This window comes from Luteibacter sp. 9135 (genome assembly GCF_000745005.1).
In the GTDB taxonomy this organism is placed as follows: Bacteria; Pseudomonadota; Gammaproteobacteria; order Xanthomonadales; family Rhodanobacteraceae; genus Luteibacter.
Window position 1 is genome coordinate 4,188,647 of sequence record NZ_JQNB01000001.1, and the last position, 11,771, is coordinate 4,200,417.

The window sequence follows — 11,771 nt, forward strand, 5'->3', positions numbered from 1 at the left end:
TAGGCGTTCAGCCGCGTCCTTGCGCCTCGCTCTATGCATCCAAGGTCCGCATAAATCGGCTAGCGTGCCGAGCCCCTTCCTCAAGCAACTTGTGGACATCCTCGCCACCGACGCTCATTCCAGCGTCAAAGCGGGGGTCTGCATTCTTCGAAAAGGTCACAGCGTCTAGAAAAAGCTTAGCGCCCTCGTCCTCGCCAAATAAGAATATGTAGCTGGCGACGTAAGGGGCGACCTGTGATGGGTCGTCGATGAAGCCATGTCCCCTCATCTGCGCGTACGCGTCGATAACTCCTAGTACGTATCCAGCGGCGACCCGATTGCTATGCAAATACTTTGCGTAATAAGCAGGTCGAAACCCCATGACCGTATTCAAGTATTGACTCGCCATCGCTTCTAACGAGCCTGCTTGAAGTTGCTGTTTCGTGTGCCGCTTCTTAAACCACTCAAACATCCCTTTCCCCCCTCAACTCGAAGAACTAGGCACATAACTACTGCGAATATATAACCTGCCCTCGAAGACTTCCTAGTGAAGGTCGAGGGTGAACGGCTAACTGCCTACAACGACCGAAAGGACGGCACCGGCACCTGGACCATCGGCGTCGGCCACACCGGCCCCGAGGTTCGTCCCGGACTGACCATCTCCCTCACGGCCTCCAGGGCGCTCCTGAGGGCCGATGCGGGCCATGCGATGCAAACGGTGGCGCCTTGTGCGAGTCCTGCTGACCGCCAACCAGCGCATCGTGCTGGCCTCCTTAGTGTTCAACCTGGGCGCCGCTCGCTTCATGTCGTCCACCCTGTTGCGCCTGTTGAACCAGGGCGACTACGCCTCGGTCCCTCGACAGCTCGCCAGGTGGAACAAAGAGAACCTCCGGAGCTACTTCGACGCCGAAGCGTATCTGCGGGATATGAAGCTCGGTGGCGACGTGTCGCTTGTCGAGTTCGACGGGACTGTCTACGCCTTTTGGTCTTGAGCTAAAGCTACGATGCATTCGGATTTAGTACGCACGACCCAGTGACCTGACCTTTCGAATTTGTTCGCTACGGACGGATGAAACTTCTGACACCACCTCTCATCGAGCACAGCGAGCATGAGGCGAGGTGCGAAGATATCGCTATGAGAATCCATGTTTACTCCCTCATCGCGCTTCGCTTGCACTACGTCTGCGACCGCTTCCTTCGTGAGAGCAAGAACACGATGAAGCTCTGAAATGTCGCGGTAGCCGATGGTAAGAAGGTCCTTCGTTAGCGATCGTACCGCGTCAGAACCCGAATGTCGGAGCCCCGAGTACATCCAGCGAAGATAGCCTTTCACCGCGACCTCGGTAAGCGGTGCCTCTTTCAACTCGATGGGAAGTTCGGAAATTTCGTCCGAATTCGTGACAGCGGGTGGAGACTCTTTAGCCTGCCTTATGGCGCCGACGACGTCTTCTTTCGTTGCCAAATTCTCGAACAGATGAATGAATTGTTCGATCTGCGCGGCATCGGAAACGAAGCGCTTAGCGCATAGGTCGTACCAGTTGTCACGGGCCTCTCGGAGAAACTTCCGCTTCGTGGGATTCGCCCCGTACTTCTCATGGCAAGAAGGACAGAGGGGGCACGCATTTTCGTCAGTATCAGGCCCACCCTCGGCCTGGGGGAGGAGATGATGAATCTCAACGCCGTGGTCATGACACACAGCGCAAGAGAAATGCGCGCACCTTCGAACGGCCAGCTTCAACGCTTCCGAGAACGCCATAGCACCTCCAATTTGCGTCACTTTATCACTTAACCAGCTGCCCCTAGGCGGCTTTTTCATGCCCGCACGTCACCCAAGGAACCCCTCATGACCCGCAAATCCACCGCAAGAACCCCGCTCAGCTCCTACGTCACCACCTTCGAACACGAGGGCCGCAAATGGGGCGAGAGCGTCCAGGCCGATTCCCTGAAGGCCGCCGAACTGCACGCCGAGAACCAGGCGTACACGCGTGGCCTCCGCATCGTATCGACCCTGCCGCTCAATCCGGGCGCTTAATCGGCCCGAGCAGCAAGTCCACGTATTCAGTCCCCCACTCGCGACCGTAAGCGACCGCTGCCTTAGCCGAGATGAGCACCACGTCATCCGGCGAGTCGGCCACCACCGCGTCCTCGGGATGCCCGGCTGGCATCACTGCTGCCGTGACTATGTAGCCCGCCCCTCTCGGCTTTGGCTCGCTCATCAATACGAACCCTCGGTACACCCAGCAGTTGTCGTCTTCCACGCGCGGCTCCTCGGCAGCGTGTGCCCAACTCGAAGGAAACCACATGAAGATCACCCTTGCCCATGACGGAAGCCTGCTACGCGGCGCTCAAGCGCTGCAAGGCGGTGCCGGATGGCCCCTTCTCCACGATCACCAAATACCGAGCCGGCCATGTATGGCGGAAGGCGATGAAGCACGCTGGAGTAACCGAGCCGGAGTGCGTGGTTCACTCGCTTCGCCACACATGCGCGACCGGCCTCTTGGAGACCATGGGCGACATCAAGCTGGTCCAGGAGTGGCTGGGGCACACCTCGATCATGACCACCGCACGGACCTACGCACACGTCCAATCGCACCGGATGGTGGACGCGGCGGCCCTCTTGACGGCATCGCGGCACCTGAACGCTGGAAAGCAGGACTTGTGAGACAGGGAGCATCCCTTAGATGTAAGGGTTGCGATATGGCAATTATCTAACTCCCTGCCCCGCAACGATTACTTCGCCGGCACGCCCATTTCCTTCAGCAGGTTGTCCGCATGATCGAGGTGGTGCATCACCCAGAGCATGTAGCGCACATCCACCTGGATCGACCGGTTGAGCTTCGGGTTGAACAGCCAGTCGCCGCTCACCGACTCCCAGTTGCCGTCGAAAGCCAGGCCCACGAGACGCCCCTCGGCATCGAGCGCCGGCGAGCCGGAGTTGCCGCCGGTGATGTCCAGGTCGGCCAGGAAGTCCACCGGTAGCGTGCCCAGCTTCTTCGAGGCGTAGCCGTCGAAGGCCTTCGCCCTGATCGCATCGATCTCGGCCTTGGGTGCGTCGAACGGATCTTCACCGGTGTTCTTCTCGACGATGCCTTCAGCCGTGGTGAACGCCGAGTAGCTCACGCCATCGCGCGGCGCCACGCCCTTCACGTTGCCGAAGGTCACCCGCAGCGAGCTGTTCGCATCCGGGTAGACGGGCAAGCCCTGCGACTCCTTCCACGCGATGATCGCCTGCATGTAGCGCGGGCGCAGCTTGGCCAGTTCGCCCTCGCGGGCATCGTCCTGCTGGTCGATCGTCTTCAGTTCCGGCAGCAGTGCACGGGCCAGCTTGAGCATGCTGTCGTTGCTGGCGTCCAGTGTCTTCGCGTCGGCCTTGAACCACTTCATGCGCTCGGCGGTGTCGCCCAGCTGGCTGCCCTTGTACAGGGCGGCCACCTTCGCCTGGATCGCGGGACGCGTGGACGCGCCACCCAGCCAGGTGTCCAACCCGGTCAGGCGTTGGTCCTTCGGCAACGACACGTAGCGCACCAGGGCGTTGGTCAGCAGTTCCTGGTCGGTCTGCGAGTCGTAGCGACGCTCCATCTGCTTAAGAGCGCCCTCGATGCGCGATTCGTCGCGCTCCTGGTAGCCCGACTCGCGGTCCATGTCCGGCTTGGCACGCTCGTCGGCCAGCTTCGCCAGGCGCACGCCCGCGGAGAACAGCTGCGTTCGCTGGATGAGCATCAGGTCCAGGTCGCGCTCGCGGGTGGCCTGGTACTCGGCCAGCTTCGCCTTCAGCTGGGCGATGTCGGCGGCCAGCGCCTGGTTCTCGGCGCCGCCCTGTTTGGCCAGCCAGGCGTTGAGGTCGGCTTCCTGCTTCTGCTTGACCGCGACGGCGTCCGCGCGACGCAGGCCCTCGAGCTGGCCGCCGAAATTCTTCAGGTAGTTGTTGAGGCCGGCGACGAGGCTGGCGTACTTCACGGTGACGTTGGGATCGCGCTTGCCGTTTGCGGCGATGGTGTCGAGCTGCTGCTGGTAAAGCTTGATCTGCGTCGGGTAGGTCCAGTCGATGGCGCTGCTGACCTCCTGGGCCAGGCGGTACCGGTTGGTGCGGCCGGGGTAACCCACCACCATCACGTAGTCGCCTTCGTCCACGCCCTGCGCATTGACCTTGATGACATGCTTGGGGTGGTACGGCACGTTGTCCTTGGAGTAAGCGGCGGACTTGCCGTCCTTCGCGACATACGCGCGCAGGTAGCTGAAGTCGCCGGTGTGACGCGGCCACATCCAGTTGTCGATGTCGCCACCGAACTTGCCGATGGACTCGGGCGGGGCGTACACCAGACGCACGTCCTTGATCTCCAGCTGCTTGATCAGCTGGTAGCTGTAGCCGCCGTGGAACGTGTAGACATCGCAGCGATAACCGTCGGTTTCGCAGGCCTTGACCAGCGACTTCTTCGCCCGGTCGATCGCGTCGTAGCGCTGCTGGCCGGTCATCGACGCGGTGAGCTTGCCGGCGACGTCGGCCGTGACGTCACGAATCTCCTCCGTGACGAAGACCCGCATGTCGGGCGAGCCCGGCAGTTCCTCGGCCGGCGTCTTCGCCAGGAAGCCCTGCTCGATCAGGTTCTTTTCCTTGGTCGAGTTGTACTGCAGCGCCCCGTAGCCGCAATGGTGGTTGGTGACCACCAGGCCGTCCGGCGACACGAACGACGCCGTGCACCCGCCCAGGCTCACGATCGCGCCCATCGGGTACGCCGTGAGATCGGTGAGCGAAGCGGGATCGAGCTTGAGGCCATGCTGCTTCAGCGTGGCGGCGATCTTCGGCAGCTGGGCCGGCTGCCACATGCCTTCCACGGCATGGGCAACGGGAACGAACGCGGCCGCGAGGGCGGCGGCAAGGGCAAGTCGGCGCATGGGGTGATACTCCCTGAGTGTTATAAGTTAACAATGCGGCACGGGCCCGCGAGGGGCTATGTGCCGGAGGTCATGGGTGCGCGGGCGCATGGGCCGCGGGAACCCCCAGTTCCTCCAGCAATGCTGGCGACGGATACACCTTGTCCATCAGCCAGCGCATGTAGCGCATGTCGACATGGATGGCGCGCTTGTAGCGCGGGTCGTACATCCAGCTGGCGCTCACGGCCTCCCAGTTGCTGTCGAAGTTCAGCCCGACCAGTTCACCCTTTGCGTTCACCACGGGCGAGCCCGAGTTGCCGCCGGTGGTATCGAGATTGCTGAGGAAGTCGACCGGCATGGCGCCGGTTCGTGGATCGGCATAGCTCGCGAAGTCGGCCTTGTGGATCGCGTCGATCAACGGCTTCGGCGCGTCGAACGGGAACCGTCCGGTGTTCTTCTCCACGATGCCCTGCACGGTGGTGACCGGCGCATAGCTCACGGCGTCGCGCGCCGCCAGCGGCGTCACCTTGCCGTAGCTGACCCGCAGGGTCGAGTTGGCGTCCGGGTAGACCGCCTTGCCCTGGCTCTGGCGATAGGCCACCAGCGCCTGCATGTACGCGGGTCGCAGGCGCATGAGGTCCCCCTCTCGTGCCTTTTTCTCATCCTCGATGCGCAATAACGCGGGGCGGAGTGCACGGGCGGCGACCAGCAGGGCGTCGTCGTCACGCTCAACCGTGCCGGGATCGGCGGCGAACAGACGTTCGCGCTGGGCCTCGTCGCCCAGGCGGGTGGCCGCGTACAGGCGGTCCAGCGCCCGGGCCAGTTCGGCGGGCGTGCGGCCGAACACGGTGTCCAGCTCGTGCAGGCGCTGTGCGTCGGGCAGTTGCTGGTAGCGCGTCATCAATGTGCCGACCAGCGCCTTTTCAACGGCGGGATCGTAGCGGCGCTGGATCTGGCGCAGCTGGCTGTGGATCATCTCCTCGTCGCGTGCCTGGTAGCCGGATTCACGCGCCGCGTCGTCCTTGCGCCGCTCAACGGACAGTCGATCGATCGACAGCGCGCCACGCATCAGCTGGGTCTGCGCGGACAACAAGCCGACCAGCAGGTCGCGCTCGCGCACGTCCTTGCCCTGCGCGATCAACGCCATGACCTGATCGATCGAGGACCGCAGCGCCTTCGCGTCCGGCTGGGTGGCCAGCCACGCCAGCATCGCCGCTTCGTCCTCGCCCCGCACGGCCACCGCGTCGCTGCGCTCCAGGCCTTCGCGCTCGCCGCTGAAACGCTTGATGCTGTTCTTCAGCGATTGTAGTTGCGACGCATAGCGGATGCCTGCGTCCTTGTCGGTCTTGCCCTGCGCCTCGATCACGTCCTGCAAGGCCTTGAGCACCGTCACGGCGGTGGGTAGCCGCCACTGCACCTGATCGGCGAACTCGGCCGCGGTGCGATGGCGGTACGTGGTGCCCGGATACCCCGCCAGCATGACGAAGTCGCCCTCGGCCACACCCTCGGTCGCTATCTGCAGATGCGAGGGCGGGTGGTAGGGCACGTTGTCCGGCGAGAAATCGGCCGGCTTGCCATCCTTGCCCACGTAGGCGCGCAGTACCGTGAAGTCGCCCGCATGGCGCGGCCAGACGAAATTGTCGATCTCGTCGCCGTAGTTGCCGATGGCGCGCGGCGGGGCGTACACCAGCCGGATGTCGCGCAGTTCCAGCTGGCGCACGAGGTAGAAGTCGCGGCCGTAGAACATCGTCGAGACGCTGCAGCGGATGCCGGCCTCCGCTTCGCACTCGGCGACGAGCGCCTTGCTGGCGGCATCCACGGCGTCGTAGTACGCCCTGCCCGTGGTACCGCGCGCGGCGGCCAGGATGCGGTCGGTGACCTTGTCGAAGCCGACGGTCACACGAAGACGGTAATCGGGGTTCGCCGGCAGTTCGCCGGCGCGGTCGGGCGTCACGAAGCCGTCGGTGATCAGGTCGCGGTCTGCCCGCGTGTTGTACTGGATCACCCCGAAGGCCACGTGGTGGTTGGTCAGCACCAGGCCGTCGGACGAGACGAACGCCCCGGTGCCGCCACCGATCCGGACCACCGCGTTCAACGGCGCGCGGGTGAGATCGGCGAGATCGTCCGGGTTGCCGCGGAAGCCGGCCTCCTTGAGGTTCTTCGCAAGCGAGGGGAGTTGCGACGGCAGCCACATGCCTTCGTCGGCCTTCGCATCCAGCCCCAGCGCCATGGCCGCGCCCAGCATCATCGTTCGGATTCCCATCATCGGTGCCCCTGTCGGTCTTGCCCAAAGCGGACCCGACCATAGAGGCCCCGGGGCGGTCGTGGCAATGGCGCGGCGCACCACGGCCGGATCGGTGGCGGCCTTATAATCGCGGTTTGGGTCCGCCCCCGGACCTTCCCCGCACGGAACCCTTTGAAGCCCATGCAGCAGACGATGAAGGCGCTGGTCAAGCGCAAGCCCGAACAAGGCATCTGGATGGAAGAAGTGCCGGTGCCGCAGCCCGGCCCGAACGAAGTCCTGATCAAGATCGAGAAAACCGCCATCTGCGGTACCGACCTGCACATCTACAAATGGGACGAATGGTCCCAGCGCACGATCACCCCGGGCCTCACCATCGGCCACGAGTTCGTCGGCCGCGTGGCCGAGATCGGCCCCGGCGTCACCGGCTACGCCATCGGCGACCGCGTCTCCGCCGAGGGGCACATCGTCTGCGGCCATTGCCGCAACTGCCGCGCCGGCCGCCAGCACCTGTGCCCGAACACCACCGGCATCGGCGTGAACCGCAACGGCGCCTTCGCCGAATACATGACCATGCCCGCCTCGAACCTCTGGCCGATCCCGGACCAGGTGCCGTCCGAGCTGGCCGCCTTCTTCGACCCGTACGGCAATGCCGCGCACTGCGCGCTGGAATTCGACCTGATCGGCGAAGACGTGCTGATTACCGGCGCCGGCCCCATCGGCATCATCGCCGCGGGTATCGCCAAGCACGTGGGCGCGCGCAACGTGGTGGTCACCGACGTGAACGACTACCGCCTCAAGCTGGCCGCCGACATGGGGGCCACGCGCGTGGTCAACGTGTCGAAGCAGTCGCTGAAGGACACCGTGAAGGACCTGCACATCGAAGGCTTCGACGTGGGCCTGGAGATGAGCGGCAACCCGCGCGCCTTCGGCGACATGCTCGACTGCATGTACCACGGCGGCAAGATCGCCATGCTGGGCATCATGCCGCGTGGCGCCGGCATCGACTGGGACAAGGTCATCTTCAAGGGCCTCACCCTTCAGGGCATCTATGGCCGGAAGATGTACGAGACCTGGTACAAGATGACCCAGATGGTCCTCACCGGCTTCCCGCTGCAGAAGGTGCTCACGCACCAGATCGCCATCGACGATTTCCAGAAGGGCTTCGACCTGATGGACGCGGGTCACTGCGGCAAGGTGGTGTGCTCATGGACATGACCTACCCGGGCCAGACACGTTTCGCCAGCGAACTCGACGCCATCCGCGAACAGGGCCTGTTCAAGCGCGAGCGCATCATCGTTTCGCCGCAGTCGGCGCAGATCACCCTCGAGGACGGCCGTTCCGTCCTCAACTTCTGCGCCAACAACTACCTGGGCCTGGCCGACCACCCCCAGGTGATCCAGGCCGCGAAGGATGCGCTGGACACGCACGGCTTCGGCATGGCCAGCGTGCGCTTCATCTGTGGCACGCAGGACCTGCACAAGGAACTGGAGGCGAAGATCGCCACGTTCTTCGGCAAGGAGGACACCATCCTCTATGCCGCCTGTTTCGACGCCAACGGCGGCCTGTTCGAACCGCTGCTGGGCGAGGAAGACGCGGTCATCTCCGATGCACTCAACCATGCGTCGATCATCGACGGCATCCGGCTGTGCAAGGCCAAGCGGTTCCGCTACGCCAACTGCGACATGGCCGACCTGGAAGCCCAGTTGCAGGCGGCCGACGCCGCCGGCGCGCGAACCAAGCTGATCACCACCGACGGCGCGTTCTCGATGGACGGCTTCGTGGCCCCGCTGGCCGAGATCACCGCGCTGGCGGAGAAGTACGGCGCCCTTGTGCACATCGACGAATGCCATTGCACCGGATTCCTCGGTGACACCGGCCGCGGCTCGGCCGAGGTACACGGCGTGCTCGACAAGATCGACATCATCACCGGCACGCTGGGCAAGGCCCTGGGTGGCGCGCTGGGCGGTTTCACCACCGGCCGCCGCGAGGTGATCGAACTGCTGCGCCAGCGCTCGCGGCCCTACCTCTTCTCCAACTCGCTGCCGCCGCATGTGGTGGCCGCGGGCACGAAGGTCTTCGATATGCTGGACGCCGCGGGCGACCTGCGCGAGAAAGTGAAGGAGAACACGCGTTATTTCCGCGAGAAGATGACCGAGGCGGGTTTCGACATCCGTCCCGGCCAGCACCCCATCGTGCCGGTGATGATCTACGACGCGAAGCAGGCTCAGGCCATGGCGGCCGACCTGCTCGACGAAGGCGTCTACGTCACAGGGTTCTTCTTCCCGGTGGTGCCACAGGGCAAGGCGCGTATCCGTACGCAGATGAGCGCCGCCCATACGCGCGAGCAACTCGATCATGCGATCGCGGCGTTCACCCGGGTGGGCAGGAAGCTGGGGCTGCTTTCCTGAGTGGAGTCTAAGGACGTTGCCGCAGCGCGGCGACTTCCGTCGCGGTCAGGTGGCGCCAGGCGCCCTTGGCCAGCTCGCCGAGTGCCAGATCGCCGACCGCGACACGAACCAGGCGCTGCACGTCGAAGCCAAGCGCGCTGAGTAACCGGCGAATGTGACGGTTGCGACCCTCGTCCAACGTCACTTCCAGCCAGGCGTTGCGATCGCCCTGGCGCAGCAGTGACACGCCTGTTGCGCGTAAACGTTCGCCCGCGTCCATGAAACCGTCCAGCATGGCCGTCATGGTTGCCGCGTCCGGGCGGCCCCGCACCTGCACGTGATAGGTTTTTGCCACGTGCGTCGAAGGCTCGGTGATCCCGGCCGCCCACACCGTGTCGTTACTGAGCAGAAGCAGGCCTTCGCTGGCCTTGTCCAGGCGACCTACCGGACCCAGCCACGGCAGGGCGGACCCTTCTAATAGCGCATACACCGTGTCGCGTTCGCGCTCGTCGGCGGCGGAGACGACGATGCCACGCGGCTTGTTCAGCACCAGGTAGACCGGTGCCGCCGCCTCGGCCCCGACGCCGTCCAGGACGATGTGCTCTTGCCCCACCATCGGCCACTCCGGATCGCGCACGATCTTCCCGTCGACCCGCACCCGGCCTTCCCGCACGGCCTTCTCGGCCTGACTACGCGAGCAGACGCCACGTTTGGACAGCACGCGGGCAAGGCCGTACCGCGGCGATGACGATGGCCCGCGGGATCGGGGTGCGGTGTGACCGGGATAGCGTGGCATGACCAAAAGGATAGCGCCGATCGGGCCGGATTTGCCTCGGACGCACCTACAACGCCTGCTCTATGGCCGGATCGGCGACAGGTGCGGACAATGCGAACGGCAGCATGATGTTGCACAGTCCCGTAGCCGGCTGCATGGAATGGCTGCCATGAAGGAGAAGGATATGAGCTTCGTTAAACCGGGCCGCGCACGCGGTGGCAAATCGGTCAATAACACACAGTCCACCCTGGTCGAGGACTTCGACGGTATCGCCGCTGGCACCTGGATCGTCCCCGAGAGTCCTTTCACCGCTGGCTGGTTGACCATCGAGCCGGTGTACGGCCATGCGGTCGTCGCACCGATTACCGAGCAAGGCGGGAACCAACTGTCCGCAGTCCAGGGAGAGGGCGGTGGAGTGCCCTTGTTTCTCGGCCTGGCATTTTCCTCGCGGCCCGCCTCAGCCGTCATCATCGATCTTTTCTCGCCTGCCGCGGGTGTTGCAATTGTCCAGCTCTACGATCGTTATACCGATAATCCGGATGAGTCGACGTTCTTGGACAAAACGATCTCACTGACCAAGGGACGAAACCTTATCCAGGAGTCGCACCCGCAGGGCCTTCGCATCGAGGCCGTGGGGTTGTTTTCCGAGGACCTACACCTCCTCGTCCTCGACAACCTGACCCTGATCGGCGTCTAGGCTCCGGCAAAAAAAACGGCATGCCGGAGCATACCGTTTCGGAAAATACGTTGAAGGGTACCCGTCAGATCTTGGCGATACCTTCGGGGCGCTTGGCGCCGGCGAAGTGCTTGGACCAGTAGGCCTCGTTGAGGCTGTCCACGCGAACCGTCTTGCCCGCAGACGGAGAGTGGATGAACTGCCCGTTGGCGATATACATGCCGACGTGCGAGATAGCCTTGCCGTGGGTGCGGAAGAACACCAGGTCGCCCGTCTTCATTTCGTTGCGCTTGACCTTGAGGCCGGCGAGGAACTGGCTGGCCGAGTTGGTCGGCAGGTCGAGGCCGATGCTGTGGGCGAAGACGTAGCGGACGAAGCCGCTGCAATCGAAGCCGGTGGACGGAGCGCGGCCACCACGGTGGTAGCGGATATCGCGCAGCTTCATCGCGAAAGAGAGCAGGGCCTCGCGGGCATGGCCGTCGACGTGGCCGGCGAGCTTGGCGGAGGCGGCGGCAACGACGCTGTCGTCGTCTTCGTCGTCGGCCAGGGAATCTTCATCGGAGGACGTGGTGTCGGCGACCGCGGCGGTAGATTTCGGGGCGGTGAGCGACGCCTTGGGGGCGGTGAGCGAAGCGATGTCCGGAATGGCCGACTGGGCCAGGGCGTTCGCCGGTGCGAACACGGGAAGATCGGTGAGGAGCAGCGTTGCGGACTGGTCAAGACCCTGTGGAGCGGCGACGGTGTCGGCCATGACGGGTGTGACGGAAGCGATGCAGGAGGAGGCTAACGCGAGAGCGGTCAGTCGCTTTAAATGCATGAGCGATAAGGCCTATTCAT

11 protein-coding genes and 1 pseudogene are annotated in these 11,771 nt (G+C 64.0%); 6 read left to right on the forward strand and 6 right to left on the reverse strand.

Going from position 1 to position 11,771, the window contains the following annotated elements; genetic code table 11:
* Nucleotides 1–526: 526 nt before the first annotated feature.
* A pseudogene (locus FA89_RS21005) lies at nt 527–971 on the forward strand (glycoside hydrolase family protein).
* On the opposite strand, the gene FA89_RS19930 reads toward FA89_RS21005, so the two are convergent.
* The gene (locus FA89_RS19930; RefSeq protein WP_081916747.1) at nt 953–1,795 is read right to left on the reverse strand and encodes an HNH endonuclease; all 843 of its coding nucleotides are present in this window, start codon (nt 1,793–1,795) and stop codon (nt 953–955) included. The pseudogene FA89_RS21005 and the gene FA89_RS19930 sit on opposite strands and share 19 nt — an antisense overlap.
* 27 nt (nt 1,796–1,822) lie before the next feature.
* Here FA89_RS19930 and FA89_RS17760 point away from each other — a divergent pair, with 27 nt between their 5' ends.
* Nucleotides 1,823–2,011: a hypothetical protein gene (locus tag FA89_RS17760; RefSeq protein WP_036142834.1), complete on the forward strand. Its 189-nt coding sequence runs from the start codon at nt 1,823–1,825 to the stop codon at nt 2,009–2,011.
* On the opposite strand, the gene FA89_RS17765 is transcribed toward FA89_RS17760, so the two are convergent.
* The gene (locus FA89_RS17765; protein WP_185754464.1) at nt 1,995–2,237 is read right to left on the reverse strand and encodes a hypothetical protein; all 243 of its coding nucleotides are present in this window, start codon (nt 2,235–2,237) and stop codon (nt 1,995–1,997) included. The genes FA89_RS17760 and FA89_RS17765 overlap by 17 nt on opposite strands.
* Nucleotides 2,238–2,299: 62 nt before the next feature.
* On the opposite strand from FA89_RS17765, the gene FA89_RS17770 reads away from it, so the two are divergent.
* Nucleotides 2,300–2,641 carry a tyrosine-type recombinase/integrase gene (locus FA89_RS17770; RefSeq protein WP_036142838.1) on the forward strand — a complete coding sequence of 114 codons (342 nt, stop codon included), beginning with the start codon at nt 2,300–2,302 and terminating at the stop codon, nt 2,639–2,641.
* Between the two features lie 68 nt (nt 2,642–2,709).
* On the opposite strand, the gene FA89_RS17775 is transcribed toward FA89_RS17770, so the two are convergent.
* Together FA89_RS17775 and FA89_RS17780 are read right to left on the reverse strand one after the other, a co-directional pair.
* A complete protein-coding gene (locus FA89_RS17775; RefSeq protein ID WP_036142840.1) occupies nt 2,710–4,872 on the reverse strand; it encodes a S46 family peptidase in 2,163 nt (720 codons plus the stop codon).
* 70 nt (nt 4,873–4,942) lie between these two features.
* Nucleotides 4,943–7,114 carry a S46 family peptidase gene (locus FA89_RS17780; RefSeq protein WP_036144753.1) on the reverse strand — a complete coding sequence of 724 codons (2,172 nt, stop codon included), beginning with the start codon at nt 7,112–7,114 and terminating at the stop codon, nt 4,943–4,945.
* Nucleotides 7,115–7,288: 174 nt separating this feature from the next.
* Here FA89_RS17780 and tdh point away from each other — a divergent pair, with 174 nt between their 5' ends.
* Nucleotides 7,289–8,311, forward strand: coding sequence for an L-threonine 3-dehydrogenase (tdh, locus tag FA89_RS17785; RefSeq protein WP_036144754.1), 1,023 nt, complete (start codon nt 7,289–7,291; stop codon nt 8,309–8,311).
* On the forward strand, nt 8,308–9,504 hold the full coding sequence (gene kbl, locus FA89_RS17790; RefSeq protein ID WP_036144755.1) for a glycine C-acetyltransferase: 1,197 nt from the start codon (nt 8,308–8,310) through the stop codon (nt 9,502–9,504). Before tdh ends, kbl begins: the two co-directional genes overlap by 4 nt.
* Nucleotides 9,505–9,511: 7 nt before the next feature.
* Here kbl and FA89_RS17795 read toward each other — a convergent pair whose 3' ends face one another.
* Nucleotides 9,512–10,279 (reverse strand): pseudouridine synthase, encoded by a 768-nt coding sequence (locus FA89_RS17795; protein ID WP_036142841.1) that lies wholly within the window; start codon nt 10,277–10,279, stop codon nt 9,512–9,514.
* 148 nt (nt 10,280–10,427) lie between these two features.
* Between FA89_RS17795 and FA89_RS17800 the strand changes: the two genes are divergently transcribed.
* The gene (locus FA89_RS17800; RefSeq protein WP_036142843.1) at nt 10,428–10,955 is read left to right on the forward strand and encodes a hypothetical protein; all 528 of its coding nucleotides are present in this window, start codon (nt 10,428–10,430) and stop codon (nt 10,953–10,955) included.
* A gap of 64 nt (nt 10,956–11,019) precedes the next feature.
* Here the strand turns inward: FA89_RS17800 and FA89_RS17805 are convergent, their stop codons facing one another.
* The gene (locus FA89_RS17805) at nt 11,020–11,685 is read right to left on the reverse strand and encodes a C40 family peptidase (RefSeq protein WP_240003927.1); all 666 of its coding nucleotides are present in this window, start codon (nt 11,683–11,685) and stop codon (nt 11,020–11,022) included.
* Nucleotides 11,686–11,771 lie beyond the last annotated feature (86 nt).

Excerpts from the sequence above, each read along its gene's own strand:
- FA89_RS17800 (WP_036142843.1), top strand. The coding sequence starts at position 10,428 with ATGAAGGAGAAGGATATGAGCTTCGTTAAACCGGGCCGCGCACGCGGT.
- FA89_RS17780 (WP_036144753.1), bottom strand. The coding sequence starts at position 7,114 with ATGGGAATCCGAACGATGATGCTGGGCGCGGCCATGGCGCTGGGGCTG.
- FA89_RS17795 (WP_036142841.1), bottom strand. The coding sequence starts at position 10,279 with ATGCCACGCTATCCCGGTCACACCGCACCCCGATCCCGCGGGCCATCG.
- FA89_RS17775 (WP_036142840.1), bottom strand. The coding sequence starts at position 4,872 with ATGCGCCGACTTGCCCTTGCCGCCGCCCTCGCGGCCGCGTTCGTTCCC.
- FA89_RS17805 (WP_240003927.1), bottom strand. The coding sequence starts at position 11,685 with ATGGCCGACACCGTCGCCGCTCCACAGGGTCTTGACCAGTCCGCAACG.
- kbl (WP_036144755.1), top strand. The coding sequence starts at position 8,308 with ATGACCTACCCGGGCCAGACACGTTTCGCCAGCGAACTCGACGCCATC.
- tdh (WP_036144754.1), top strand. The coding sequence starts at position 7,289 with ATGAAGGCGCTGGTCAAGCGCAAGCCCGAACAAGGCATCTGGATGGAA.
- FA89_RS17770 (WP_036142838.1), top strand. The coding sequence starts at position 2,300 with ATGACGGAAGCCTGCTACGCGGCGCTCAAGCGCTGCAAGGCGGTGCCG.
- FA89_RS19930 (WP_081916747.1), bottom strand. The coding sequence starts at position 1,795 with ATGAAAAAGCCGCCTAGGGGCAGCTGGTTAAGTGATAAAGTGACGCAA.
- FA89_RS17760 (WP_036142834.1), top strand. The coding sequence starts at position 1,823 with ATGACCCGCAAATCCACCGCAAGAACCCCGCTCAGCTCCTACGTCACC.